This window comes from Rhodoluna limnophila, from assembly GCF_005845365.1.
Taxonomy (GTDB): domain Bacteria; phylum Actinomycetota; class Actinomycetes; order Actinomycetales; family Microbacteriaceae; genus Rhodoluna; species Rhodoluna limnophila.
This window is the reverse complement of the sequence record NZ_CP040509.1, coordinates 375,875-402,392: the sequence shown is the minus strand read 5'-3', so window position 1 is coordinate 402,392 and position 26,518 is coordinate 375,875. Positions and strand designations below refer to the sequence as shown.

The window sequence follows — 26,518 nt, the reverse complement described above, 5'->3', positions numbered from 1 at the left end:
ACCAGATATGAAAGAAAACAATCTGGATGCCCGCCTAAAGGCAGCCGACCCGGTGGTCGAAGTTGAACTAGGCAGTGAGCTACTGCACAACGCCACAACTGCACAAGCCCAAAGGCTTGGGCGTAAGCACCGCATGCATGCCGCCGCAAGGCCGAGGTTTCTATTGACCGCGCTGGCTGCAGCGGGAGCGCTTGCCATCACGATTCCATTGACACTGTCTCCCGGTGAGCCGCAATACTTGCTATCCGTGGGCGACTCGCAGAGCAGCTCTATGCTGGGCGCCAAGGGAGCACCCGGAACCGAAGCCGACCAAGGTGTGCGCGACATGATGATGTGGACGCAGTACAACTATCTAGCCGGAGATTCGCTGGGCAGTGAGGCCGGCCAGGGCGTGGCCTATAAAGCAAAGCTAAACGGCTCACCGACTGATTACCTATTGATGCTTGGCCGGGTCTTCTCGATCGAAGGAACCCCAAAAGAATCGCAGTACTCGTCGGCAGAATGGCCAACCTGGGTACTCGGACCAGAGGATGGTTCCGGTCCAAACGTTTACTTGAACTGGTCTGGTAACGGAAGTTGGTGGTTCAACAATCCGAGTGCCTGGCCAAACGTTCAAGCTCCGAAATCCTGCGAACCAGTAGCCAGCGATGGTGAGGTCGATCAGGTAGACCCGGATTGCGCCAGCTTTGTCGAAACACCAATTGAATCCGGCAAGGTACCAACCGAATCCGAACTTGTGGAACAGGCGAATAAGATTTTTGCCTCGGCGGGCGTGAGTTTCTCAAGAAATCAACTTCGGGTGTCCCGTGACACTTGGGGTGCTTCAGTTGAAGCATCGATGTTTTTGAATGGCAGCCCAACCGCCGAGATGTGGTGGATGAGTTGGTCCGACTCTGGAGCACTGGCCAGCGTCAGCGGCTTCGCGGCAGAGTTTGAACAAATGGGAACCTTCAATACCGTGAGCCAGCAATCGGCAGTCTCGCGCCTGGCCGATTATCGCTACTCGGGCGGCGTTGCCTACAAGTTTTATAACTCAGACATCGCATTGCCCATGGCAGATGGAATTAACACCCGCGAACTTGAGCCAGAATCGGCGCAAGAACCGGAGATTGTGGACCTAACCCTAGACTCTGCAGAACCAGCTAACGTCACTATCTGGGCGTCAGACAACTCGGTTTGGATCTTGCCCGGATACGTTTACTACGCAAAAGATGCTTTTGCCGGTGCCGTGTTTGCGCTGGAGGACGGTCTCGTGAAGCTGCCAGCGATTGAGGTAACTAAGTAGCCTGCCGGGTTACGACGGTGATGACGCGGCCAGAAACCTCAAGTTTGAGGCCGGCTAGGCTCGCTCGTTCGGCCAGCTCATCGATGGTTTTCGGAATTTCCTGACCGATCAACGCACTGCGAACCAGTTGCCCTTTGGCTTTCTTGTTGAAGTGATTTAGCTGTTCCCTAACTCCATTGTCCTTTTCCACGAAAACAACCACCGAGTAGGCGCCAACTTCGGGAGGAATCGGAGCTAACTCGGCATAGGCCTTGGACCTTAGGTCCAGAATGGGCACCGAACCAAAAGCCGACCAAAGCGAAAGATGCGCGGCTGCCCAGGTTTTTTTGAGGTCCAGACCATTCAACTTGCGACTCGGATTCAGCTTATAAACCGGCAGAGCGTCGTTTACCCCGACCAAGCCAAACAGCGCAGACTGAATGAACACTGCCCCATGAGCCAAGTCACGCTCGGCTGCTGATAGCGAATTATTCGCTGTACTGGTGCCCTTTAACCCTCGACCATGCACTGCAGAGTAAAGCGTTCCGGTGTAACGGTCTATTGCGGCCATTCCCGGCACCCCATTGATTTCACTTGCCCCGTAGGCGCCAAGCACAGCTGCGCGAGCCTCAATGAGGTCAGGAAAGTGGAGTTGCTCAAGTGCAAAGGATTGGCTACCGCCAGTGGCCTTGGTCTCAGACGGCGGCAGCAAAAAGTACATACCAATAGCCTATTTCGATGAGCCTAGACTTGAGGCATGGTCAAGCTAACGAAGATTTATACCCGCACCGGCGACGAAGGCATGACGGGTTTGAGTGATTTCTCGAGAACCAGAAAAACCGACCCTCGCATTGAGGCCTACGCAGACGTGGATGAAGCCAATTCGGCCATCGGTGTGGCCGTGGCGCTGGCAAAAAATGAGTTTGACACAGAGACTCTCGCGTTGCTGTCACAGATACAAAATGAACTTTTTGATCTCGGCGCAGATCTGTCAAATCCGCTGAACGAACACTACGAATACGAGCCATTGAGAGTCAACAATCTCTGGATCGACGCACTCGAGGCGGCCATCGATAAGTACAACGGACAGCTCACCAAACTCGACTCATTCATCATTCCGGGCGGCACTGGATTGTCGGCCGGCCTTCACCTGGCGAGAACTGTGGTCAGGAGGGCTGAACGTGCCACCTGGCATGCCATCGAAGCGTATGGCACTGAGCCGGCCAAACGTGGCCAGCACAATGGCGGCATTAACGTAGCGGCCGCCAAATACTTGAACCGCCTGAGCGACCTCTTGTTTGTTCTGGCTAGGTACGCCAATCTGAACCACGGCGGCGATGTCAAATGGGTTCCGGCCGCAAATCGCGAGAACTAGACAAAAAGCGAAAACCCCCACCGATTCGGTGGGGGTTTTCGTTTAACTCTTTACGAAAGAATTTAGATCAATGCGGCATGACGAGCAACAACTGAGACTACGTTGTGCTCAACCGAAAGGAAACCCTCTTCAGCACTTGCCTTGATGACGTTGCCGTCCTCAAGAGTTATGCGCACTTCACCAGAGCTGAGAATTGCCAGCATTGGTTCGTGACCTGGAAGCAAACCGATCTCACCCTCGACGGTCTTAGCAACAACCATCTTGGCTTCGCCAGACCATACGGCCTTCTCAGCAGCTACAAGTTCAACGCGCAGAGTTGCCATGATTACTTAGATTCCTTCTGGATGCGGTCCCATTCCTTTAGAACATCGTTGATGTCACCAAGGTTGAAGAACGCCTGCTCACCAACGTGGTCAAAGTCACCGCGTGCGATGGCTGAGAAGCCCTCGATGGTGTCCTTGAGCGGAACGGTTGAACCAGCAACACCAGTGAACTTGGTTGCCATGTAGGTGTTCTGCGATAGGAATCGCTGAATACGACGTGCGCGTGAAACGGTGATCTTGTCTTCCTCAGAAAGCTCTTCAACACCAAGAATCGCGATGATTTCCTGAAGTTCCTTGTTCTTCTGAAGGATTGACTTGACCAAGGTTGCAGTCTCGTAGTGGTCCTTGCTGATGTAGCGAGGGTCCAAGATGCGAGAGGTCGAAGTTAGTGGGTCCACCGCTGGGTATAGACCCTGAGATGCAATTTCACGAGAAAGCTCGGTAGTTGCATCCAAGTGAGCAAAGGTGGTTGCCGGGGCTGGGTCGGTGTAGTCGTCAGCAGGCACGTAAATTGCCTGTAGCGAGGTAATCGAGTGACCACGGGTCGAGGTGATGCGCTCCTGAAGGAGACCCATCTCATCGGCAAGGTTCGGCTGGTAACCCACGGCAGAAGGCATACGACCTAGAAGGGTCGACACCTCAGAACCGGCCTGGGTGAAGCGGAAGATGTTGTCGATGAACAATAGAACGTCCTGCTTCTGAACATCGCGGAAGTACTCCGCCATGGTTAGAGCAGACAGAGCTACGCGAAGACGGGTGCCAGGTGGCTCATCCATCTGACCGAAGACCAGTGCAGTTTTGTCGATAACACCAGACTCAGTCATTTCGTCGATTAGGTCGTTACCCTCACGAGTACGCTCACCCACACCGGCGAATACAGACACACCATCGTGGTTTTCAGCCACGCGGTAGATCATCTCTTGGATAAGAACGGTCTTACCAACACCAGCACCACCGAATAGACCAATCTTTCCACCCTGTACGTAAGGGGTTAGAAGGTCGATGACCTTGATACCGGTCTCGAACATGTTGGTCTTTGACTCAAGCTGGTCAAATGCAGGTGGCTGGCGGTGGATTGACCAGGTCTCGTTGACCTCGATCTTCTCGCCAGGCTTTGCGTTAAGCACTTCACCGGTCACGTTGAATACGTGACCCTTGGTTACGTCACCCACTGGAACAGAGATTGGTGCTCCGGTGTCGGTAACTAGACCGCCACGGACCAAACCGTCAGTTGGCTTCAGTGCAATCGCGCGCACAAGGTCGTCTCCGAGGTGCTGTGCGACCTCGAGAGTAAGAGTGCTCTTCTCGCCATCAAGCACAATCTCAGTGGTGAGTGCGTTGTAGATCGCTGGGATGGCATCGTGCGGGAACTCGATGTCAACCACTGGACCGGTAACGCGAGCAATACGCCCGGTGCCGGCTGCAGGTGCTGCAACCTTCTTCTTGGTCTCGGCCATGTCTCTTTCTTTCTCTTAGTCTTCGTTGCCGGCGGTAGACAATGCGTCTGCACCACCAACAATTTCGGAAATCTGCTGGGTAATTTCTGACTGACGTGCCGCATTGCTGAGGCGGGTGTAGTTCTTGATGAGCTTGTCAGCGTTATCGGTTGCTGACTTCATAGCCTTCTGACGGGCAGCGTGCTCAGAGGCAGCTGACTGCAGCATGGCGTTGAAAATGCGGCTCTCAACGTAAACCGGCAGCAAGGCGTCAAGCACCTTGGTGGCATCAGGTTCGAACTCGTAAAGCGGGAACACTTCGTTTTCTGCAGGCGCTTCAACACCCTCGACAACTTCAAGCGGCAACAAACGCACTACCTCAGGCACCTGAGCGATCATCGAAATGAATCGGTTCGATACCAGGTGGATTTCGTCCACACCACCGTCTGCGTAATCGGTGTTGAAAGCAGCAACCACCGCGTCGGCGATTTCTTTGGCGGTGTCAACCTGAGGAAGGTCGGTGCCACCGATCCACTGCTGAACAGCGTTACGGCGACGGAAACCAAAGTTAGCTACTGCCTTACGACCAACTAGGTAGTAAACAACTTCTTTGCCTTGCTCCTGGAGCAAGTTAGTTAGCTGTTCGGCCTCTTTGAGAACGTTTGATGAAAACGCTCCGGCAAGACCGCGGTCTGAGGTGAAAATTACGACGGCTGCCCGATCGATACGCTCTGGCTCGGTGGTCAGCGGGTGAGCAATGTTTGAATACGTTGCAACCGCAGAAACCGCACGAGTGACAGCGCGTGAGTACGGGGTTGATGCTGCTACACGCTGCTGTGCTTTGTAAATGCGTGAGGCAGAGATCAACTCCATGGCACGAGTAATCTTCTTGGTCGTCTGGGCAGACTTAATTTTCTGCCTATAGACCCGAAGTTGCGCTCCCATGTCTCTCCTAGATTCTTGTCGTCAGTTGGATGATTGTCTTAGCGAAGTGCTTACTTCTTGCGCTTCTGCTTGACGATCTTTTCCTGGTTGACGTCGTCTTCGTCTAGAACGGTAACGTCTCCTGCAGATGCAAGTGACTCACCAGAGGTGGTCGCAAAGCTCTTCTTGAACTTGGCAACAGCCTTCTCTAGTTCAGCAATGGTGTCGCTTTCCAACTTGTTGGTCTCGCGAATGGTGGTCAAGACCTTGCTGTTGCGGCGCAGGCTCTCAAGAAGCTCTGCCTCGAAACGCAATACGTCCTCAACTGGAACCTCATCTAGCTTGCCGGTCGTACCCGCCCAGATGGACACAGTCTGCTCTTCAACAGGGAATGGTGAGTACTGAGGCTGCTTTAGAAGCTCCATTAGACGAGCACCGCGTGCTAGCTGCTGACGTGATGCAGCATCAAGGTCAGACGCAAACATTGCGAATGCCTCAAGTGCACGGTACTGAGCAAGTTCGAGCTTCAAGGTACCTGAAACACCCTTGATGCCCTTGACCTGAGCCGCACCACCAACACGTGAAACCGAGATACCTACGTCAATAGCAGGGCGCTGGTTTGAGTTGAAGAGGTCTGACTGCAAGAAGATCTGACCGTCGGTGATCGAAATCACGTTGGTTGGAATGTATGCAGAAACGTCGTTTGCCTTGGTCTCGATGATTGGAAGACCAGTCATCGAACCGCCACCTAGTTCGTCGTTCAACTTGGCACAACGCTCTAGCAAGCGTGAGTGTAGGTAGAAGACGTCACCTGGGTAAGCCTCGCGGCCTGGTGGACGACGTAGAAGAAGTGAAACTGCACGGTAGGCCTCTGCCTGCTTTGACAGGTCATCAAAGATGATGAGGACGTGCTTGCCACCGTACATCCAGTGCTGACCAATGGCAGAACCGGTGTAAGGCGCTAGGTACTTGAAACCTGCTGGGTCTGAAGCTGGAGAAGCCACGATAGTGGTGTACTCCATGGCGCCGGCTTCTTCTAGAGCAGCCTTAACACCAGCAATGGTTGAACCCTTCTGGCCGATTGCTACATAGATGCAACGAACCTGCTTCTGGACGTCGCCTGACTCCCAGTTAGCCTTCTGGTTGATGATGGTGTCAATCGCGATCGCGGTCTTACCGGTCTGTCGGTCACCAATGATCAGCTGACGCTGTCCGCGACCAACAGGAATCATGGCGTCGATTGCCTTGATACCGGTCTGTAGCGGCTCGTGAACAGACTTACGCGCCATAACACCTGGAGCCTGAAGCTCAAGTGCACGACGTGCCTCTGCCTTGATGTCACCTAGACCATCGATTGGGTTACCCAGTGGGTCTACAACGCGACCAAGGAAGTTGTCGCCAACTGGCACTGAAAGGACCTCACCGGTGCGGTGAACTTCCATACCCTCAACGATGCCTTCGAAGTTACCGAGTACAACGGTACCGATCTCGCGCTCATCAAGGTTTAGTGCTAGGCCAAGAGTGCCATCCTCAAACTTGAGAAGCTCGTTAGCCATGGCTGATGGAAGACCCTCGATGTGAGCAATACCGTCACCGGCATCGATTACGTGGCCCACTTCAGTCTTTGAAGCCTTGGCTGGCTCGTAAGACTTAACGAAGTCCTTTAGAGCGTCGCGAATCTCGTTCGGGCTGATTTTCAGATCTGCCATCTCGTTCCTCTACTTCTGGGGCGAACCCCGGTTGGTCGTTGCGTCAGCTACCTAGGCGGCTGAAGTTTGTTGTTCGCTTACGCGAGTTGAAGTTTTGCTGCTGTAAGACGTGAGCTAAGGCTGCCGTCAAGAATTTCGCCGGCTACCTGAACTTTGAGACCGCCCAAAATGGTCGGATCAATCTCAACGTTTAGCTTTAGGCTCTGGCCGTAAGACTTAGCCAAAACGCCCTCTAGGCGCTCAAGCTGAGCCGCGGTGATTGGCGCGGCGACGGTTACGGTTGCAACCAGGCGGCTGGCAACAGCAGAAACCTGCTTGCCAAACTGCTCAAGTACAACTGAAACGCGGCGGCGACGGGCGCCGATTACTGCACGACGAATCAAAGTAACTGACTCGTCGGTGGTCTTGCCCTTGGTCAAAGCGTCGACAAGTGCGAGCTTTGCGTCTTCTGAAGCAAGACGGTCGCCCAGAGCAAACTGGAGATCCTGGTCAGAATCTACGGCCTGCTGGAAAGCGAACAATTCACTTTCGACTCCAGCGAGCTTCTTGTTAGCCGAAGCAATGCTGGCAACGGTGAAGACCGCGAGCTGCTCAAATGCAGCTACTAGGTCTTGACCGGTTGACCAGCGAAGTGCAACCAGAGAGTTGGTGAACTCAAGCGCAGCTTTCGAGACACTCTTGCCGAATACGGCATTGAGTGCACCTGATTTTGCGTTTACCTCGGCGGAAGGGTCCGAGAGGATGCTGCGCAACTGAGACGAAGAAGCAACGGCTGCGCCGATTGCGAAAATCTCTTCTGCGAACTTGAGGTCTGCTTTGGCAAGTAGAGGCTCAAGGGCCTCTTTTGCCTGGGCTAGCGACTGTCTGGTTGAACTCGCCATTACTTCTTCTTGCCTGCCTTGGTCTTAGAAACGCTGTCGCCAGCCTCTAGGTCAGCCAGGAACTGGTCAACCACGCCGCTTGCAACTTTGTCATTCTGAAGGCTGGCACCAACAACACTTGATGCAAGGTCGATGGCTAGTGAGCCAACCTCGGCACGAAGTGAAATAAGTGCTGCCTGGCGTTCGGCTTCAATCTGAGCCTTTGCGGTCGCGGTCAAGCGCGCAGCTTCGAGAGACGCCTGCTCTTTGAGTTCAGCCAAAATAGCTGCACCCTCGGCGCGGGCCTCTTCGCGAATCTGTGAAGCTTCGGCGCGAGCCTCGGCCTGCTCGGCTTCGATGTTTGCAGTCTTAGCTGCAGCCTCTGCCTGAGCCTTCTCTGCAGCCTCAAGACGACCTTCGATCGCCTCAGTACGTGCATCCAAGGTCTTCTTGAAGTTCGGAAGCACCTTGAACCAGAAGAAAGCCAGAAGAATTACGAAGACAACCGAAGACCACAGGAGATCGTAGCTGGCTGGCAACAGTGGGTTAGGCGTTGCCTCACCCTCCGAAGCAGCAGCGAGAATCTGTGAAATCATGGGTTAGATCCTGACTGACTAAGCGAAGATGAATGGGGTTGCAAGACCGATAAGCGCAAGAGCCTCGGTAAATGCGATACCAAGCCACATTGTGACCTGAAGCTTTGCTGCTAGCTCTGGCTGGCGAGCGATTGACTCGATGGTCTTTGAAACAACTAGACCTACACCTACACCAGGACCTACAGCTGCAAGGCCGTAGCCGATTACTGCGATGTTTCCTGATACTTCTGCGATGTTAGTTACGTCCACTTTGTATTTCCCTTCCGTGGTTTAGAACTGACGGTTGTCAGTCCTGATTAGTGCTCGTCTGCCAAGGCCAACTGAATGTAGACCGTGGTCAGCAGAGTAAAAACGTACGCCTGTAGGAAAGCAACCAAGATCTCAAAGACCGTGAATGCGAATCCGAAGACAAAAGTTCCGGCACCGAAGAACTTGAAGGCTCCTTCAGCGTTGAACAAGAAGAACTGAGTTGCCGAGAAACAGAGCACTAGCAACAAGTGGCCAGCGATCATGTTCATGGTCAAACGAAGAGCAAGGGTAACCGGGCGAAGAATGAAGGTCGAGAGGAACTCGATCGGTGTAACCAGAATGTAGAACGGCTTTGGAACACCGGCTGGGAACAGCGCGTTGGTGAAGAAGTGACCGCCGTGCTTTTTGACACCCGCATAGATGAAGGTGAAGTACGCAGCTGCTGCCATGACGATCGGAAGACCGATGACTGAGGTTCCGGCAACGTTTAGGCCCGGGATGATACCGGTGATGTTCATGCCTAGGGTCACGAAGAAGATGGTGGTGAGCAACGGCAAGAAGCGGTCGCCGTCTTTTTCGCCAAGCTGGTCGTGAGCGATGCTTTTACGCACGAAGTTTAGTGAGATCTCACCCATCAACTGGAACTTGCCAGGAACAAAGGTGTTGGTCTTGTTTGCCTGCTTGAACTTACGAGTCCAAAGGCTGAATAGAACGAGTAGAAGCGCGACGACCAAAAGACGAATCAGCATGATTCGGTTCAGGGCGAATGGAGTATCAGCGAAAGCAACAATCTCAGGATAGAACTCCATGATTGAAGGGGCGTGGAAACCACTGCCCGACTCTTCGGTGCTCGCTGCTACATTGAGCAGGTTCAAGGCTTTAGTGAACAGCGTGAACTCCTGTTTCGGGGCAAGTTTGGTGTGCCTTGCGGCGATTTACAGTGCGATTTGGCACTCGGGGAAGATTCCCCAGTTCCTCGGATAATCCTAACAGCCGTAGTTGGCACGAAACAGGGGTTTTCGCTGTATTAGCCAACTTTTTTCAAGAAATTTAGGCGGCCGGTTCGATTGGGATTCTGGCCTTCAAAACTAGGACTGAATCGACGGCCAAAGTGCCCATGATTGAGGCCACCAAAGTGAAGAAAAGCACCGGTCCGCTAATGAAGTCTGCGTTCTTAAGCGCACCCATCAAAAGCACAAATCCGATTACCTTGAGCAGCCAGCCGCCCAGTACCACTCCGAAGAAACCACCGAGAGGAAGTTTGCCTCCAACCCAGACGCTCAGGGCGGTGAGGGTAACAAAAACAAATGCCAAACCTGCGCCAATCAGGGCACTGATTAGGCCAGGCATCGCTGCTACTAGGTAACCTGCGATACCCCCGACCAGAGCAATTGCGCCGACAAGCGCCGCACCTAGGGTTACGACTCGTTTAAATAGGTTGCTAGCTGCCTTTGACACGATTTGCGAATCTCCTTTGGATAACCGGACGAATTGTGTAGATAACGGCGCCGAATATTCCCAGGGCCAAAATCGAGAAGACTGTGCTTACCGGAAGGAAGAAGAACAGCAGACAGGACATCGAGATTACCGCGGTCCAGGCGTAAAAGACCAAGACTGCACCCAGGTGACTGTGACCAAAGTCTTGAAGACGGTGATGAATGTGCAGGCGGTCAGCCGAGAACGGAGACTTGCCAGCGCGGAGCCTGCGAAGCACTGCCCAGGTGAAATCTAGCAGCGGCAAAACCAAAATCGCCAAAGGCAGGATCAGTGGGATGAAGGCTGGGATTTGTTCGCCCCTACTGACCAACTGAGGGTCAATCTGGCCCGTAACGGTTAGAGCCGAGGTGGCCATCAGAAGGCCCAAGAGCATGGCTCCGGTGTCACCCATAAAGATCTTGGCCCGGTGCCAATTGAATGGCAAGAAACCCACGCACATGCCGATGACAATCGCTGAGATCAGCGAGGCCAGGTTGAAGTAGTTAGTAGGCGAGGTTTGCTGGGCCAATAGGTATGAGTAGGCAAAGAATACGCCGGTGCCGATAAGCACTACGCCAGCTACCAGACCGTCGAGCCCATCGATGAAATTCACTGCGTTCATGACCAAAACCGTCAGGAACACAGTTGCAACAAATGAGATACCAAAGCTGCCAATGGTGAGGCCGGCGATGGGCAGAGAAACCACCTGGACACCCTGCCAGGCGAGGATTCCGGCGACAACAAATTGACCGGCAAGCTTTAGGCTCCAGTCCAGGTCGTAAAGGTCATCTAAGAAACCGAGCAGAGTGATTAGAAATGCGGCCACCACAATTGCGATGATGTGGATTGGATCGCTGAAAACACTCTTGAACCAACCCAGCGAGCCTGCTGTGAGCACCGCTGCGGTAAAGCCCAAAAACATGGCTACTCCCCCGAGTCTTGGGGTTGGCCTGGTGTGCACATCTCTTGATCGGATTTGCGGGTAAATCTTGTATTTATGAGCGAGTTTCAAAACAGCCCAAGTGCCCACAAAGGTCACGGCTGCTGCAACCAGCATCATCAATAAATAGGCGCGCATCGGCTAGTTGGCACCCTCAAGTAATTCGCCGGCAACCGATCGTAGTTTTGCCTCGGATAGTGCACCGCGGCGAACAATGCGGATTTTTCCGGTGGTGCTTAGGTTTCCGTCGGCGTCATATGAGTCGGTAATGCCGGTTAGATCAAGAATGGTGGACGCCTCACCCTTAGGGCTGTTGCCGCTATCGAGGTATACCTGAACACTTTCACCCAGATAGTCGTGAGCCTGAGTGCAGGTAGTTGCTGCCGGCTGGCCGGTCAGGTTGGCGCTTGATACCGCCATTGGGCCAACGTCCTCAAGCAGAGCCAAAGCAATCTTGTGGTCTGGCATACGGAGAGCAACGGTGCCTTTGGTCTCGCCGAGGTCCCAGTTAAGTGAAGGCTGGGCACGAAGAATCATGGTTAGGGCGCCGGGCCAAAATGTGTCAGCCAGACGGCGGGCAACATCAGGAACATCTTCGGCAAGTGCATGCAGGGTGTTCACGTTGCCAATTAGGACCGGCGGCGGCGACTGCGGGGTTCGACCTTTGGCAGCCAAAAGCGCCTGAACACCCTTGGCCGAGAAAGCATCGCAGCCGATACCGTACACCGTGTCGGTGGGCAGAACGACGAGTTCACCGCGACCTAGGGAAACCTTGGCGCGACGCATACCGGTCAACAGGTCAGTGTCGACTGAGCAATCAAAAACTCGCTGCACTTCACACTCCTATGTGGCTGGGGACTACTTGATGGCGGTTACTGCGCGGTCGCGGTCGGTTAGATCGCGATGAGCTTGAACTTCGCGCCATCCATCAGCCAATAGTAGTTGACAGACCTGATTGGATTGTGAGTCGGCGTGCTCGATTACAAGCACTCCCCCGGTTACCAAAAGTCGACGGGCTGTGGCCGACACCTGGTGAATTACGTCCATGCCGTCTTGGCCACCGTAAAGCGCAAGACCAGGATCGTGAAGGTGCACCTCTACGTCTCTTGGCACCGCGGCTGAAGGAATGTAAGGCGGATTCGAGGCAACTACCGCTACCTGACCATTTAGCTCCTCAAATGCCTCAGCCAAATCGCCTTGGATCAGACGGGCATTCACAGAGCCATACTTCTTGAAGTTTGCCGAGGTGAACGGCATGGCATCATCTGATTTCTCAACTGCGTAAACCCGCGCGTTAGGCACTTCGGTAGCCATAGCCAACGCGATGGCTCCTGAACCGGTACCCAAATCAACAGCAATCGGATTGACGCTCTCTACCTTTGCGAGAGCGTCGATCGCCAATTGGGCTACGAACTCAGTCTCTGGACGTGGGATAAAAACTCCGCGGCCGACTTCAAGCTCTAAGTTTCGAAAGTAACCGCTTCCGGTGATGTGCTGGAGTGGTTCTCTAGCCAGACGCCTGCCGAACAGATCGGTGATTTGCTTGGCCTGATCAGCAGAAACCTTGCCACCGATCAACATTTGAGCCTGGACTCCCCCGCGACTCAAACCAAGAACGTGCCCGGCTAAGAGTTCTGCATCGACCGCCGCTGACTCGATACCCACCTGGGTAAAACGTTCAGTTGCGTGCTCGATGAGTTCGCGCAGAAACAAGAGCTTTACTTCGATTCAGCAGAACCGAGTGCCGCTAGACGCGCTTCTTCATCCATCTGAATAGCTGACTGGATAACCGGCTCAAGTGCACCGTCCATAACAGCATCGAGGTTGTAGGCCTTGTATCCAGTGCGGTGATCTGCAATGCGGTTTTCTGGATAGTTATAAGTGCGAATGCGCTCAGAACGGTCGACAGACTTAACCTGAGACTTTCGAGCCGCTGACTGCTCTGCCTCGATGGCCTCTTGCTGAGCAGCCAGAATACGTGCTCGAAGAACACGCATGGCCGCTTCACGGTTCTGCAGCTGCGACTTCTCGTTCTGCATGGCAACAGTGATGCCGGTTGGCAAGTGGGTGATTCGAACAGCAGAGTCAGTCGTGTTGACCGACTGGCCGCCAGGACCAGAAGAACGATAGACGTCGATGCGGAGATCGTTTTGGCTGATCTCGACCTCTTCAGGCTCATCTACCTCTGGGAACACCAAAACGCCAGCCGCCGAGGTGTGGATGCGACCCTGAGTTTCAGTGGCCGGAACACGCTGCACGCGGTGAACGCCACCCTCATACTTCAGGTGCGCGTGAACGCCCTGTGACGGGTCAGTTGCATTGCTCTTGATTGCCAGCTGAATGTCTTTGATTCCACCCAAATCTGACTCGTTCTTATCAAGAACTTCGGTCTTCCAACCCTTTGAGTTGGCGTACTGGATGTACATGCGAAGCAAGTCGGCTGCAAACAGAGCTGACTCAGCGCCACCTTCGCCGGCCTTGATTTCCATAATTACGTCACGGCCATCATCTGGGTCGCGAGGAATCAGAAGGCGACGAAGTTTTTCATTTGCAGCCAGCAAACGCTCTTCAGTAATGGTTGCCTCCTCGGCAAACATCTCATCTTCTTTGGCCAACTCTTTGGCTGCCTTCAGGTCTTCGTTTAGTGAAACAACCTGGTTATAGGCGGCAACAATCGTGCTCAATTCGGCATAGCGACGATTGAGTTTTTTGGCCAGAGCTGGGTTACCGTGCAGCGCAGGGTCAGACAACTTGGTCTGAAGCTCTGCGTGCTCAGCAATTAGTGGTTGAACCGAAGAGAGCAATTTTTACTCCGAGTCAGAACCGGTTGGAACTGGCATTGACTTCTGAACCTTCATCAAGAACTCAACATTGCTTGAGGTTTCTTTCAGACGGCTGATCACGAGCTCAAGCGCCTGCTGCTGCTCTAGACCTGCAAGTGCGCGGCGAAGCTTCCAGACAATCTTGGTTTCATCTGGGCTCATCAGCATTTCTTCGCGACGAGTACCAGATGCGTTGACGTCAACGGCTGGGAAGATGCGCTTGTCAGCAAGTGAACGTGACAGGCGAAGCTCCATGTTTCCGGTTCCCTTGAACTCTTCGAAGATAACCTCATCCATCTTTGAACCGGTCTCAACGAGAGCGGTAGCCAGGATGGTCAGCGAGCCGCCATCCTCGATGTTTCGAGCTGCACCAAAGAAGCGCTTTGGTGGGTAAAGTGCTGACGAGTCAACACCACCTGACAGGATTCGACCTGATGCAGGTGCGCTTAGGTTGTAGGCGCGGCCCAGACGGGTAATTGAGTCAAGGAGGACGACAACGTCGTGACCAAGCTCAACCAAACGCTTTGCGCGCTCGATTGCCAACTCAGCAACGGTGGTGTGGTCTTCAGCCGGACGGTCGAAGGTAGAAGCGATGACCTCACCCTTGACGGTGCGCTGCATGTCGGTAACTTCTTCAGGACGCTCGTCAACCAAAACCACCATCAGGTGAACTTCTGGGTTGTTGACTGCGATTGAGTTTGCAATTGCCTGCAGCACCAAGGTCTTACCGGCCTTTGGTGGCGAAACAATCAAACCGCGCTGACCCTTACCGATTGGTGAAACCAAGTCGATAATTCGGGTGCTCAACTTGTTTGGCTCGGTCTCAAGGCGCAAACGCGACTGAGGGTAAAGCGGAGTAAGCTTGCCAAACTCAACACGGTTGGCAGCCTGCTCTTGGGTAAGGCCGTTGATTGAGTCGATGCGAACAATCGCGTTGAACTTCTGGCGACCCTGGCCTTCGCCCTCTTTTGGCTGGCGGATAGCGCCAACTACAGCGTCACCCTTACGAAGGTTGTACTTCTTGACCTGACCTAGTGAAACATAGACGTCGTTCGGGCCAGGAAGGTAACCGCTGGTGCGAACAAACGCATAGTTGTCTAGAACATCCAGGATTCCGGCAACCGGAACCAAAATGTCATCTGGAGAGATTTCTGGTTCGATCTCGTCCTGCATACCGCCATTGCCACGGCCGCCACGGCGATCGTTGCGGTCGCGGTAACGGTCATTGCGGTTACGGTTCCGACCGTTGCGGTTGCGGCGCTCGTCATTGAAGTCGCGATCGTTGCGTGAATCGTTGTCGCGAGTTGAGTTGTCGCGGTTGGCGTTGTCACGCGGAGCTGACTCGTTTGAATCGCGCGATTCGCCCGACTCTGAACCGTTCGATTCGCCGCCGTTGCGGTTGCGGTTACGGTTGCGGTTACGGTTACGGTTGTTGCCTGAACGCTCTGAGCGCTCCTGGCCCTCACCTGCAGACTCTGACTTCTCAGACTTGGCCTCGGCTGGAGCCTTTGACTCAGCTGGAGCCTCTGACTGCTCAGTCTTAGCGGCGCGTGGAGCCTTGGCTGCTGGAGCCTTTTCAGCCGGAGCCTCGGCAGCATCGGTGCTGGCCTTTGCGGCACGGGTGCGAGTGGTCTTTTTTGGCGCTGCGGTGGCAGCTGAATCTGCTGCTGGAGCTGCTGCATCAGCAACTACACGACGGCTTTTACGTACCGGAGCAGTGGTTTCCTGGATTTCATCCATGTTTTTTGATTTCTCTTTCTTAGGAGATAAGCCGTGACTAATTGAATTTAGAGAGTCACGTATGCGCGGTTTGATCGCGCTTCACCGTAATTAGATTTACGGGTTTCACCAATTATTGGTGCAAAACAACAGTAGCACCTTTGAAGTCCACAGCCAACAGCAACGCTTTCCATTCTGGATAGTGTTTTGCGGCCAGTTTTGCGGCTTCAAGGCGTTCGGCAGGATCACTTGCCAAGACCAACACTGATGGGCCTGCGCCTGATACCACAGCTGCATGCCCGTGTTCACGCATCAACTGAACCAAAGAGTCAGTCTCAGGCATGGCAGCAGCTCGATAGTCCTGGTGAAGACGGTCCTCGGTCGCAGCCAACATAAGCTCTGGGCTCTGGGTAAGTGCCGCGATTAGCAGCGCTGAGCGTGAAACGTTGAAAACAGCATCATTGTGCGGCACCGATTCAGGCTGCAGCGAGCGAGCCAGTGCAGTCGACATCTTGTGATTTGGAACCAACTCAAGTGGAGAAACCCCACGGTGCACGAACAACTTCTTGTGGTGCGGGCCAGATTCGTCTTCCCAAGCGATAGTGAGTCCACCGAATAGCGCTGGCGCTACGTTATCTGGGTGGCCCTCGAGCTCGGTGGCAATGTCAAGCAGGTCTTTATCGGTCATCTCAACGATGCCCTCTAGTAGCCCCTTGGCAGCAACAATGCCTGAAACCACAGCAGCACCAGATGATCCCATTCCACGACCGTGCGGAATGATGTTGTGCGCAGTTAGTCGCAAACCGGGCAGTTCTTGGCCAAACTTTTTGAAGGTGTAGGCAATCGACTGGACCACTAGGTTCGAGGCATCAGTTGGGACCTCACCCTCACCCTCGCCGTGCACCTCAACGAAAGCGCCAACGCCTGCGACTGCCTCAACTTCGAGTTCGTCATAGAAGGAAAGCGCCATACCGAGTGTGTCAAAGCCAGGGCCAAGGTTTGCCGAAGTGGCCGGAACCTTGACGCTGACTTTTCTGCCGACGAGTGAAACCATGATTACTTCTTGCTTAGGCCGAGGCGCTCAGCCACAGCTTCAACTCGGTTAGGCACAGCCTGAGGCTTGATACCCTTGCCACGCTCGTCCTTCAGCGCCCACATTGGGTCCTTCAGACCGTGACCGGTAACGGTTACCACGATGGTGGATCCGGCTGGAACCTCACCCAGCTTTGAGTGCTTGAACAAGCCAGCTGCGCCGGTAGCCGATGAAGGCTCGACAAATACGCCAACCTCTTGAGACAAGAAGCGGTGCATCCACAGGATTTCCTTGTCAGATGCGTAACCGAACTGGCCGCCGGTTTCTTCTCGAGCCGCCAGGGCTAGGTCGTATGAGGCCGGGTTTCCGATACGAATTGCGGTAGCAATTGTGTCTGGCTTCTTGACCGGGTTTCCGAAGCTGAACGGAGCTGAACCCTCGGCCTGGAATCCCCACATCTTTGGAAGCGCCTTGATGCGGCCTTCGTTTAGGTCCTCACGGTAACCCTTCGAGTAAGCGGTGTAGTTACCGGCGTTACCAACTGGCAAGACGTGGAAGTCTGGAGCGAAACCTAGAGCATCGACGACTTCAAACGCACCGGTCTTCTGACCCTCGATACGGTCTGGGTTCACCGAGTTAACTAGGTGAACCGGGTAGTTCTCTGCAAGGTCACGAGCTAGATCGAGGCAGTCATCGAAGTTGCCCTTGACCTGAAGAATTTGTGCCTTGTGAGCAACCGCCTGGCTCAACTTGCCAAGTGAAATCTTGCCCTTTGGAACCAATACCACTGACTGGATGCCGGCAGCGGCAGCGTAGGCGGCAGCTGAAGCTGAGGTGTTACCGGTAGATGCCGCGATAACCGCTTGCGCACCGTGGCCCACGGCCTTTGACACTGCCATGGTCATTCCGCGGTCCTTGAATGAACCGGTTGGGTTCATGCCCTCAACCTTTAGAAGTACTCGTTCAGCACCGACAAGCTTGGCAAGTGCTGGAGCCTCTACCAGTGGAGTGCCACCCTCACCCAAAGTGATGATTGGGTTGTCGCTTGAAATGTCTAGGCGATCGATGTATTCGCGGATAACTCCGCGCCATTGGTGAGCCATTAGATTCCTTCTACTCGGATTACTGAAGTAATAGATTCAACTGCGTCGCTTTCGGCGAGCGCTGCAACAACCGCGCTGAGTGATGCGTCAGTTGCCTGGTGTGTGCCTACCTCGAGGGTAGCGGTTGCGCTGGCCTTACCTTGGTTGTGGCGCACCGACTGCTCAACGGTTTCGATAGAAACCTGTTGCTGAGCAAAAATGTTTGCGATCTTAGCCAAGACGCCCGGCTGGTCGGTGACCTCAAGCGTGATTTGGTATCGGGTGTGAACTCGATCAATCGGCAGAATCGGCAGGTTGGCGTGAACCGAGTCAGCCAAACCAGGACCACCGGCAACGTGACGCTTAGCGGCAGAGACCAGGTCACCTAGGACTGCTGACGCGGTCTGGACACCTCCGGCGCCCGCACCGTAGAACATTAGCTGGCCAGCAGCTTCGGCCTCAACAAAAACCGCGTTGTAAGCGCCGCGAACAGCACCTAGCGGGTGGGTTCGATCGATCAAAACCGGGTGCACGCGCACGGCAACTCCGGCCTCACCACCGTTGGCTTCAATGCGTTCGGCAATTGCCAGAATCTTGATTACATAGCCATCGCGCTGAGCTGCCTTGATTTGTTCGGCAGTGATCTTGGTGATTCCCTCGCGGTAAACCTTTTCGAGTGGAACCTCGGTGTGGAAAGCCAGCGAGGCAAGGATGGCGGCCTTCTGGGCAGCATCGAAGGCTTCAACGTCTGCAGTTGGATCAGCCTCTGCGTAACCCAGAGCCTGGGCCTCGGCAAGTGCATCGTCGAATGAGGCACCGGTTGAATCCATCCGGTCAAGGATGTAGTTGGTGGTTCCGTTGACGATACCCATGATTCGGTTGACCTTGTCACCGGCAAGTGACTCACGAAGTGGTCGAATGATTGGAATTGCACCACCGACAGCGGCCTCGAAGTAAAGCTGGGCACCGACCTGCTCTGCAGTGTCGAATAGTTCGGTTCCGTGGGTGGCCAACAAAGCCTTGTTGGCAGTGATTACGTCTGAACCTGAGTTCAGCGCCTGAAGAATGTAAGTGCGCGCTGGCTCAATGCCGCCCATGACTTCAATCACGATGTCTGCGCCCAAAATCAATGACTCTGCGTCTAGCGTCAGCAGTTCACTAGGGACGCCGGCATTGCGAGGCGAGTTTAGGTCACGCACAGCGATGCCGACCAACTCAAGCTCAGCACCAACTCGAGCAGCAAGCTCAGCCTTGTTTTCAATCAGCAAGCGGGCTACCTGAGAGCCGACAGAGCCGGCACCCAGCAGCGCAATGCGCAATGGACGGTATTCGATCACGGTCTAACTCTTCTCATTCATGTGGCCGTGGGTGGCCTGGTATTGCAAGTCTCGGGCAAACAAATCTGCTTCAGTCTCGCCTCGAATAATTAGTCGAGCCTGGCCTGAACGAACCGCAACCACCGGTGGTCGGGTCAAGAAGTTGTAGTTACTCGATAGCGAATAGCAGTAGGCGCCAGTTACGGCAACCGCAAGCAAATCGTTCGGCTGAACATCTCCTGGCAAATAGTCGTTACGAACAACGATATCGCCACTCTCGCAGTGTTTACCAACCACACGCGCTAATTCAGGCATTGCAGCAGAAGAACGCGAGGCCAGTGTCACGTGATACTCGGCTTCATAAAGTGCTGGTCTGGCGTTGTCGCTCATACCGCCGTCTACCGAGACATACTTTCGAACCGCAGGGGCTAGGCCATCGGTGACCTTGACATTTTTGATGGTGCCAACGTTGTAAAGAGTTAGTCCAGCCGGGCCAGCAATCCATCGGCCAGGCTCGAAAGCCAACTTTGGAACCGGGATGCCGAGGGCCGCACACTGTTCAGCCACCACAGCGGTAATTGCGTCGGCAAAGTATCCGAGACTTGGAGCATTGTCGGCAAGCTTGTAATTTACGCCGAACCCGCCACCCAGGTTGATCTCAGGCACTTCGCCGCCGGCCAGTGTTTCAGCGTGCAAAGCAAGCAAACGCTTGGTCGACTCGATGAACCCTTCGACCGCGAAGATCTGAGAACCAATGTGCTGGTGGAAACCTAGGAACTTTAGGTGTGAGTGCGAGCGGATCTTGGCAACCAAGGCTGGAACATCGGCAAGCGCGGTTCCGAACTTTTGGTCTTCTCGCGCAGTGGCTAGAAAATCGTGGGTGTTGGCGTGGACACCGGTGTTGACTCGAAGACGCACGCCCTGGATGGCATCCTGCGCGCCAGCAGCAGAAGCGATTCGTTCGATCTCTTGCTCAGAATCGATAACGATGGCACCAACGCCAGCAGTTACGGCGCGTCCGATTTCAAACAGTGACTTGTTGTTACCGTGCAGACCAATGCGGGACGCATCGATTCCACCGGCAAGCGCGGCGGCCAGTTCCCCTCCGCTGGCAACATCGATGTTCAAACCAAGTTCATTGATCCAGCTAACGATTTCAGTCGATAGGAACGCCTTGGAAGCGTAGTAGACCTTGGCCTCGGTGCCAATTTTTTGCGCAGCTCGCTGAAGAGTCTCGCGTGCCGCCGTGGCTCGAGCACGAAAATCATCTTCGTCAATTACGTAAAGTGGGGTGCCAAATTGGGTTGCTAGTTCGGCCACAGATACACCAGCGATTTCTAGCTCACCGGTAGCGCGACGCTTGGCATGACGTGGCCAAACCTTGGCGTCGATGGCATTGACGTTGGCCGGTTGGCCCAGCCAGCTCGGAGCAAGTGGATTTGGCATTACATTCTCTCTGGGGCGCTGACGCCGAGGAGGCGCAAACCATTATTTAGAACCACACCGGCAGCGTCGTTCAACCAAAGGCGGGTACGGTGGATTGATTCAACCGGTGCACCCGACAAAGGCGTAACACGGCACTGGTCGTACCAGCGGTGATATGAGCCGGCCACTTCTTCGATGTAGCGGGCAACGCGGTGAGGCTCGCGGAACTCAGCAGCCTGCGCGACAACGCGTGGCAACTCGGTCAGCTTGGCCAACAATTCAGACTCAGATTCGTGAGCCAACAAGCTTGGATCAAATTCACTGCGATCCACGCCGAGGCTAGCCGCATTTTTAGCCACCTGCTTGGTGCGAGCGTGGGCGTACTGCACGTAGAAAACTGGGTTGTCATTGGTTTTCTTCTGCAGTTGCTCTAGGTCGATGTTTAGCTGTGAGTCGATGGATGAACGCGCCAGAGCGTAGCGAGCAGCGTCAACACCAACCACAGAGACAAGGTCTTCCATGGTCACAACTGTTCCGGCACGCTTCGACATGCGGACTGGCTCGCCGTCGCGAACCAAGTTGACCATTTGACCTATCAAAATTTCTAGGTTCTTACCCGGTTCATCACCGAATGCGGCACATAGCGCCATCATGCGAGGCACGTATCCGTGGTGGTCGGCACCAAGCATGTACAAGCACTGATCGAAACCGCGCTCACGCTTGTCTAGGTAATAGGCGATGTCACCGGCGATGTAGGCGTGGTCACCGTCACTCTTGATGATTACGCGGTCACGGTCATCACCAAAGGTGGTCGAACGCAGCCAGATTGCACCGTCGGCCTCAAAAATGTGACCTAGTTCGCGAAGCTTCTCGATGGCCCGGTCAACCGCCTTGGATTCGTAAAGCGAGTTCTCGTGGAAGTAGACATCGAAGTCGACACCAAAGTCGTGCAGAGATTCTCGGATTTCGCCGAACATCAAATCGACACCCTGAGCGCGGAAGAACTCTTGAGCTTCGTCCTCAGGAAGGTTTAGAAAATCGATTGCCGTCTCAGCCAAAACGCGGTCGGCAATCTCTTGGATGTAAGCGCCGCCGTAGCCATCCTCTGGGGCATCCTCTCCGCGAGCGCGGGCGAGCAATGATCGAGCAAACCGGTCGATCTGGGCACCGTGGTCGTTGAAGTAGTACTCACGAGTTACGTCTGCGCCCTGAGCTTCAAAAATTCGCGCTAGCGAGTCGCCAACTGCCGCCCAGCGGGTTCCACCCATGTGAATCGGGCCGGTCGGGTTGGCCGAAACAAACTCAAGGTTGAGCTTTACCCCAGCGAGGTCAGTGCCGATACCAAAGGTGTCGCCAGCCTCGACAATGACCTTGGCAAGCTCACCGGCAGCGGCAGCGCTGACTGAAATGTTGATAAAACCAGGGCCGGCGATGTCTACCTTTTCAACACCGGAAGCCTGCGAAAGCTCGGCTGCCAACAGCTCAGCAAATGCTCGGGGATTCATGCCGAACTTGCCAGCCAATTGCATAGCAACGTTGGTTGCCCAGTCACCGTGATCGCGGTTTTTTGGCCGTTCGACTACAACTTCAGCGGGAATCGGGCCATCGCTAAGTCGACCATCGGCCTGCAAACCGCTGAGGATGCGAACGATGGCGGCAGAAAGGTCTGCTGGAGTCAATGTGGTTCCTAACTGAATTTCTCAGTTTGATGGGCGCGCAAAGGGCCGGCATCGAAAAGAGACTGTCTCTAAATCATACCGAGAATGGCGCCCTGACACCGATTTGACTACTTGCGGATGAGGCCTAGCACTGGGTCTGCAGTGACCGGAATTGGATCACAAAGCTCACCGTAGAACTCGCCATCGCGGTAATTTACAAAACCGATGTAGTTCCAGCCGCCCTGCTTATCCTGGACCAATCTCGGAGCGTAAAGGTCATAGGCAGGGAATGCCACCGACTTGGTGAAATCAACCTCACTCAGGTCAGCCGGAACAACCACGCTGTAACCGCCACCCTGCTCTCCGTTGGCCTGGCGCTCATCACTCAACCACTGCTTTGAAGCGCAGAACAAAAGCAGGGTCACGCCATCGACATTGGCGTACTGAAAAACTTCGGTCTCGCCAAAACCTGAATCCGGTTTGCCAAGCGGAGGCAATACCTCCCAGTTGATTAGGTCCTTGGATTTTGCGTAACCGGCAACGGCATTTTGATTCGGGTTCTCAAAGGTGTTCGATGCAGCGGTGGTCAACATGGTCCATTCAGATTCACCAGGAAGCTTGAATACCCATGGGTCGCGGAACGGCTCGTTTTCGAAACCAGCCTGAAGCGTGCGATACCAGCGCGGGTCGGCCTCTGCCACCGGAGTGGTTTGAACCTTGTCCCACGAGATCAGGTCTTTAGAAACCGCAAGCCCAACAGCCTGGCGCTCGCCCGCGTCTTCGCGGCTGGTACCCGTGTAAAACAGGTACCAAAGACCGTCATCGCCCTTGGTCACAGATCCGGTCCAAGTGGTCCAGCTGTCAAAACCAGGTTCGTCACTAGGAGTCAGTGCGTCCGGGAGGATTGTCCAATTGACAAGGTCGTCTGAAATAGCGTGGCCGACGGTCACGTTGCGGTGACGTCGGTCTGGGTTTTTTAGACCGCGAGATGCCTGCAAATAAAAGGCGTGGTGCTTTTCACCATCGAAAACAAACCATGAGTCCCATACCCATTGACCCGGTAGTTTTAGCGCCATTATTTCTCCTTGTTGTTCAGCCGTCTTCGAAAATCATAGGCCATCCTCGCTGTTAGGCTTTAAGCGCACCCTGGCCCCTATAGCTCAGGGGATAGAGCGTCGCTCTCCGGAGGCGAAAGCGCAGGTTCGAATCCTGCTAGGGGCACATGTTTGGAATGGAATGGCTTGAGCCCGAAACACTGATTCAGTCTTTCGGAGCCTTCGCGATGATTGGCGTTTGCGCGATCGTCTTCATTGAGACCGGCCTGCTGGTTGGTTTCTTCCTGCCGGGTGACTCGCTGCTATTCGTAGTCGGTCTAATGATTTCAACCGGCGATGTGGTTTTTCCGACCGCCGGCGAGCCTTGGCCAGTGCCAATCTGGTTGGCCTGCATCATGATTTCGAGTTCGGCCTGGTTAGGTGATCAAACCGGCTACTGGATTGGCCGAAAGTCTGGCCCCGCCATCTTCAATAAGCAGGATTCGAAGCTATTCAGCCAAAAGAATGTTGCCAAAACCAACAGCTTCTTCGAGCGCTATGGCGCCCGAGCAATCATCTTGGCGCACTTTGTACCGGTCATGAGGACCTTTGTTCCGGTAGCAGCCGGAATCGGACAGATGCCATACCGAAACTTCTTGAAATACAACTTCATCGGCGTAATTGGCTGGGGAACCGGCGTCACCCTGCTGGGTTACTTCTTGGGCAAAATTCCGTTTGTCGCAGAGCACGTTGAGTACTTCACGATTGGTTTCGTGGTGGTTTCATCGATTCCGATTGCCTACGAAGTAATCAAGGCAAGACGCGAGCACAAGGCCGAAACCCTAGTCAGTTAGTTTTCGATTGAGCCTAGGTAGCTGGCCAGCTGCTCAAGTGCCAACGAGCGGTGGCTCAGCAGGTTCTTTACCTCAGGGTCCATTTGCGCCGCAGTGACCTCAAAACCCTCTGGGATAAAAATCGGATCGTAGCCAAAACCGTGCTCGCCCTGCTCCTGGGCTGCAATGCTGCCAGGCCAAATGCCGGTGAATGAAACCTCGTTTTCACCGTCTACATAGGCAATAGTGCAAACGAAGGCGGCAGCCCGATGCTCTGGCTTTACGTCGGCCAATTGAGCCAATAGCAGTTGCCGGTTGACCTGATTATCGCGGGTACCGGACCAACGGGCGCTGAATATTCCAGGGGCACCACCGAGAACCTCTACCGCCAACCCCGAGTCGTCGGCAATGGCTGGTCGGCCCGTGAACTCAAAGGCAGCACGTGCCTTGATGAGTGCGTTTTCAAGAAAACTCACGCCATCCTCAACCGGCTCAGGCCCCTCGTAACCAAGCAGATTTAGACCCGGTACGGAGTTGGCCAAGATGGCACCAACCTCGGCTACCTTGTGGGCGTTGTGAGTCGCGAGCACCAGCTCCATTAGTTTGCCGATCCGGCCAGGGCAACCTTCTGGATTTCGGTTAGCTCGCCGGTGCCCTTTAGTGCAATGTCAAGCAGGGCATTCAACTCGTCTCGGTCAAATGGCACGCCCTCGGCAGTACCCTGAACTTCAACAAATTTGCCCGACCCAGTAACAACCACATTCATGTCAGTGTGAGCGCGGACGTCTTCAACGTAGGCCAGGTCTAGCATCGGGGTGCCGTCAATAATGCCAACTGAGATAGCGGCAACGCTGTCAGTCAGCGGCTTGGCTTTGGCGCTGATTAGTTTGCGCTCACGAGCCCAGCTAATTGCATCAACCAGCGCAACGTAGGCGCCAGTAATGGCAGCGGTTCTGGTGCCACCATCTGCCTGGAGGACATCACAGTCGATCACGATGGTGTTCTCGCCGAGCTCGCGGACGTCAACAATGGCACGCAGGCTGCGCCCGATTAGGCGCGAAATCTCGTGGGTGCGCCCACCAATCTTGCCCTTGACGGCCTCGCGGTCATTACGGGTGTTGGTTGCTCGGGGAAGCATCGCGTATTCTGCGGTAACCCAGCCTTCTCCCTTGCCGACCTTCCAACGCGGAACTCCAGCGGTAAACGACGCCGTGCACAAAACCTTTGTGCCTCCGAAAGAAATCAGCGCTGAGCCTTCAGCGTGATCGCTCCAGCCGCGTTCAATAGTTACGGTGCGGAGTTGGTCTGGGGTTCTGCCATCGGCGCGAACGGTCATGAAAGTCCTTCAACTTGGGTTACCTCTGGCCCGAGGAATCTACGTGCCAGTTTTTCAAAAGATTGAGCGTCTCCGGTGGCCTTAAACGTTAGGACCGGAGGGGTGGTTGCGGTTCGGAGGAGATCGTGCGCGACTAGGGTTCGATAAACGTCTTTCGCTGTTTCTTCAGCGCTGGAGACTAGAGTTACGTCTTCGCCCATGACGTAGGAAATCGCTCCGGTCAGCAGCGGGTAGTGGGTGCAGCCAAGCACCAAAGTATCGATGCCAGAATCACGGATTGGGCCGAGATACTGCTCAGCCGCCGCCAATAGCTCAGGCCCTGAGGTAATGCCCTTTTCGACGTAGTCAACAAAACTTGGGCAGGCAGCACTGTGAATTTCAAGGTCCACTGCCGCAGCGAAGGCGTCATCGTAGGCCTTTGACGTGATGGTGGCTGTGGTACCAATTACGCCCACTTTGCGGTTTCTGGTGGCTGCAACGGCACGTCGAACAGCGGGTTGAATAACCTCAACCACCGGAATGCCTCGACCAACGGTGTAACGCTCACGTGCGTCGCGTAAAACAGCTGCAGATGCTGAGTTACACGCGATTACCAGCAATTTGACGCCCTCATCAACCAGACGATCCATCACACTTAGGGCAAGCTCACGAACAACCGGAATGGACTTTGGGCCATAGGGCGTATTTGCAGTGTCACCTACATAGATGATGGATTCGTTTGGCAACTGATCGATGATGGCTCGGGCTACGGTTAGCCCGCCAACACCGGAGTCAAAAATACCGATTGGCGCGTCATTCACGGGGTAAGTCTATTTGCCCTCGCCAGAACTCTTAGGGTCTTCTGGTCTGAGCCCCGCATAAATTTCTTTGCAGGTAGGGCAAACCGGAAACTTTTCTGGGTCACGACCCGGGACCCAGACTTTGCCACACAGCGCGATGACCGGCGTACCCAAAACTGCCGACTCGACAATCTTTTCTTTGCGAACGTAATGCGAATTACGCTCGTGGTCGCCTGGCTCAACATTTTGAACCTGCTCTTCAAGCAGAGTTGATCCGGCGGTCTGCCCGCCGATGCTCTCACTACCAAAATCGCTCATGGCGCTCCCTT

General features: G+C 54.5%; 28 protein-coding genes and 1 tRNA gene. 4 read left to right on the top strand and 25 right to left on the bottom strand.

What is annotated here, in order from left to right:
- Positions 1–7: 7 nt before the first annotated feature.
- Positions 8–1,285 (top strand): hypothetical protein, encoded by a 1,278-nt coding sequence (locus FFA38_RS01980; RefSeq protein ID WP_138315364.1) that lies wholly within the window; start codon positions 8–10, stop codon positions 1,283–1,285.
- Here FFA38_RS01980 and yaaA read toward each other — a convergent pair.
- Positions 1,278–1,985 carry a peroxide stress protein YaaA gene (gene yaaA, locus FFA38_RS01975; protein WP_138315363.1) on the bottom strand — a complete coding sequence of 236 codons (708 nt, stop codon included), beginning with the start codon at positions 1,983–1,985 and terminating at the stop codon, positions 1,278–1,280. The two genes, FFA38_RS01980 and yaaA, sit on opposite strands and share 8 nt — an antisense overlap.
- A gap of 36 nt (positions 1,986–2,021) precedes the next feature.
- Between yaaA and FFA38_RS01970 the strand changes: the two genes are divergently transcribed.
- Positions 2,022–2,639 (top strand): cob(I)yrinic acid a,c-diamide adenosyltransferase, encoded by a 618-nt coding sequence (locus FFA38_RS01970; RefSeq protein WP_138315362.1) that lies wholly within the window; start codon positions 2,022–2,024, stop codon positions 2,637–2,639.
- Between the two features lie 62 nt (positions 2,640–2,701).
- On the opposite strand, the gene FFA38_RS01965 is transcribed toward FFA38_RS01970, so the two are convergent.
- From FFA38_RS01965 to FFA38_RS01870, 20 genes are all read right to left on the bottom strand, one after another.
- Complete coding sequence (locus tag FFA38_RS01965; RefSeq protein WP_138275142.1) at positions 2,702–2,962, bottom strand: F0F1 ATP synthase subunit epsilon; 261 nt, start codon at positions 2,960–2,962, stop codon at positions 2,702–2,704.
- Positions 2,963–2,964: 2 nt separating this feature from the next.
- Complete coding sequence (atpD, locus tag FFA38_RS01960) at positions 2,965–4,419, bottom strand: F0F1 ATP synthase subunit beta (RefSeq protein WP_138315361.1); 1,455 nt, start codon at positions 4,417–4,419, stop codon at positions 2,965–2,967.
- Positions 4,420–4,434: 15 nt separating this feature from the next.
- Positions 4,435–5,343: a F0F1 ATP synthase subunit gamma gene (locus FFA38_RS01955; RefSeq protein ID WP_138315360.1), complete on the bottom strand. Its 909-nt coding sequence runs from the start codon at positions 5,341–5,343 to the stop codon at positions 4,435–4,437.
- Between the two features lie 50 nt (positions 5,344–5,393).
- A complete protein-coding gene (gene atpA / locus FFA38_RS01950; RefSeq protein ID WP_138275139.1) occupies positions 5,394–7,031 on the bottom strand; it encodes a F0F1 ATP synthase subunit alpha in 1,638 nt (545 codons plus the stop codon).
- Between the two features lie 77 nt (positions 7,032–7,108).
- Positions 7,109–7,912 (bottom strand): F0F1 ATP synthase subunit delta, encoded by an 804-nt coding sequence (locus tag FFA38_RS01945; RefSeq protein ID WP_138315359.1) that lies wholly within the window; start codon positions 7,910–7,912, stop codon positions 7,109–7,111.
- Positions 7,912–8,487, bottom strand: a complete 576-nt coding sequence (locus FFA38_RS01940) for a F0F1 ATP synthase subunit B (protein WP_138275137.1) — start codon at positions 8,485–8,487, stop codon at positions 7,912–7,914. The genes FFA38_RS01945 and FFA38_RS01940 overlap by 1 nt, the downstream gene beginning before the upstream one ends.
- Before the next feature lie 18 nt (positions 8,488–8,505).
- The gene (atpE, locus tag FFA38_RS01935) at positions 8,506–8,736 is read right to left on the bottom strand and encodes an ATP synthase F0 subunit C (RefSeq protein WP_138275136.1); all 231 of its coding nucleotides are present in this window, start codon (positions 8,734–8,736) and stop codon (positions 8,506–8,508) included.
- A gap of 47 nt (positions 8,737–8,783) precedes the next feature.
- A complete protein-coding gene (atpB, locus tag FFA38_RS01930; RefSeq protein ID WP_138275135.1) occupies positions 8,784–9,611 on the bottom strand; it encodes a F0F1 ATP synthase subunit A in 828 nt (275 codons plus the stop codon).
- 175 nt (positions 9,612–9,786) lie between these two features.
- Complete coding sequence (locus FFA38_RS01925) at positions 9,787–10,194, bottom strand: Cg1360 family ATP-synthase-associated protein (protein WP_138275134.1); 408 nt, start codon at positions 10,192–10,194, stop codon at positions 9,787–9,789.
- Complete coding sequence (locus FFA38_RS01920) at positions 10,178–11,290, bottom strand: glycosyltransferase family 4 protein (protein ID WP_138275133.1); 1,113 nt, start codon at positions 11,288–11,290, stop codon at positions 10,178–10,180. Before FFA38_RS01920 ends, FFA38_RS01925 begins: the two co-directional genes overlap by 17 nt.
- Before the next feature lie 3 nt (positions 11,291–11,293).
- The gene (locus tag FFA38_RS01915; protein ID WP_138275132.1) at positions 11,294–11,986 is read right to left on the bottom strand and encodes an L-threonylcarbamoyladenylate synthase; all 693 of its coding nucleotides are present in this window, start codon (positions 11,984–11,986) and stop codon (positions 11,294–11,296) included.
- A gap of 24 nt (positions 11,987–12,010) precedes the next feature.
- Complete coding sequence (gene prmC, locus FFA38_RS01910; RefSeq protein ID WP_253786186.1) at positions 12,011–12,865, bottom strand: peptide chain release factor N(5)-glutamine methyltransferase; 855 nt, start codon at positions 12,863–12,865, stop codon at positions 12,011–12,013.
- A 5-nt stretch (positions 12,866–12,870) separates the two neighbouring features.
- The gene (gene prfA / locus FFA38_RS01905; RefSeq protein WP_138275130.1) at positions 12,871–13,956 is read right to left on the bottom strand and encodes a peptide chain release factor 1; all 1,086 of its coding nucleotides are present in this window, start codon (positions 13,954–13,956) and stop codon (positions 12,871–12,873) included.
- A 3-nt stretch (positions 13,957–13,959) separates the two neighbouring features.
- On the bottom strand, positions 13,960–15,714 hold the full coding sequence (rho, locus tag FFA38_RS01900) for a transcription termination factor Rho (protein ID WP_138315357.1): 1,755 nt from the start codon (positions 15,712–15,714) through the stop codon (positions 13,960–13,962).
- Between the two features lie 112 nt (positions 15,715–15,826).
- The gene (gene thrB, locus FFA38_RS01895) at positions 15,827–16,747 is read right to left on the bottom strand and encodes a homoserine kinase (RefSeq protein ID WP_138275128.1); all 921 of its coding nucleotides are present in this window, start codon (positions 16,745–16,747) and stop codon (positions 15,827–15,829) included.
- A 2-nt stretch (positions 16,748–16,749) separates the two neighbouring features.
- Positions 16,750–17,829 (bottom strand): threonine synthase, encoded by a 1,080-nt coding sequence (gene thrC, locus FFA38_RS01890; protein WP_138315356.1) that lies wholly within the window; start codon positions 17,827–17,829, stop codon positions 16,750–16,752.
- A complete protein-coding gene (locus FFA38_RS01885) occupies positions 17,829–19,145 on the bottom strand; it encodes a homoserine dehydrogenase (RefSeq protein WP_138275126.1) in 1,317 nt (438 codons plus the stop codon). Before FFA38_RS01885 ends, thrC begins: the two co-directional genes overlap by 1 nt.
- 3 nt (positions 19,146–19,148) lie before the next feature.
- A complete protein-coding gene (lysA, locus tag FFA38_RS01880) occupies positions 19,149–20,570 on the bottom strand; it encodes a diaminopimelate decarboxylase (protein ID WP_138315355.1) in 1,422 nt (473 codons plus the stop codon).
- Positions 20,570–22,228 (bottom strand): arginine--tRNA ligase, encoded by a 1,659-nt coding sequence (gene argS, locus FFA38_RS01875; RefSeq protein WP_138315354.1) that lies wholly within the window; start codon positions 22,226–22,228, stop codon positions 20,570–20,572. The genes lysA and argS overlap by 1 nt, the downstream gene beginning before the upstream one ends.
- Before the next feature lie 107 nt (positions 22,229–22,335).
- Positions 22,336–23,283, bottom strand: coding sequence for a glycoside hydrolase family protein (locus FFA38_RS01870; RefSeq protein WP_138275123.1), 948 nt, complete (start codon positions 23,281–23,283; stop codon positions 22,336–22,338).
- Between the two features lie 73 nt (positions 23,284–23,356).
- Between FFA38_RS01870 and FFA38_RS01865 the strand changes: the two genes are divergently transcribed.
- Both FFA38_RS01865 and FFA38_RS01860 read left to right on the top strand, forming a co-directional pair.
- Positions 23,357–23,428, top strand: a tRNA-Arg gene (locus tag FFA38_RS01865).
- Position 23,429: 1 nt separating this feature from the next.
- Positions 23,430–24,095 carry a DedA family protein gene (locus FFA38_RS01860; protein WP_138275122.1) on the top strand — a complete coding sequence of 222 codons (666 nt, stop codon included), beginning with the start codon at positions 23,430–23,432 and terminating at the stop codon, positions 24,093–24,095.
- On the opposite strand, the gene rdgB is transcribed toward FFA38_RS01860, so the two are convergent.
- The 4 genes from rdgB to FFA38_RS01840 are packed head-to-tail and all read right to left on the bottom strand — an operon-like array spanning position 24,092 to position 26,507.
- Entirely contained in the window at positions 24,092–24,673 is a 582-nt protein-coding gene (rdgB, locus tag FFA38_RS01855) for an RdgB/HAM1 family non-canonical purine NTP pyrophosphatase (protein ID WP_138275121.1), read from the bottom strand. The two genes, FFA38_RS01860 and rdgB, sit on opposite strands and share 4 nt — an antisense overlap.
- Complete coding sequence (gene rph, locus FFA38_RS01850) at positions 24,673–25,410, bottom strand: ribonuclease PH (RefSeq protein ID WP_138315353.1); 738 nt, start codon at positions 25,408–25,410, stop codon at positions 24,673–24,675. The genes rdgB and rph overlap by 1 nt, the downstream gene beginning before the upstream one ends.
- Positions 25,407–26,210 carry a glutamate racemase gene (gene murI / locus FFA38_RS01845; RefSeq protein ID WP_138275119.1) on the bottom strand — a complete coding sequence of 268 codons (804 nt, stop codon included), beginning with the start codon at positions 26,208–26,210 and terminating at the stop codon, positions 25,407–25,409. Before murI ends, rph begins: the two co-directional genes overlap by 4 nt.
- A 9-nt stretch (positions 26,211–26,219) precedes the next feature.
- Entirely contained in the window at positions 26,220–26,507 is a 288-nt protein-coding gene (locus FFA38_RS01840) for a DUF3039 domain-containing protein (RefSeq protein ID WP_138315352.1), read from the bottom strand.
- Positions 26,508–26,518 lie beyond the last annotated feature (11 nt).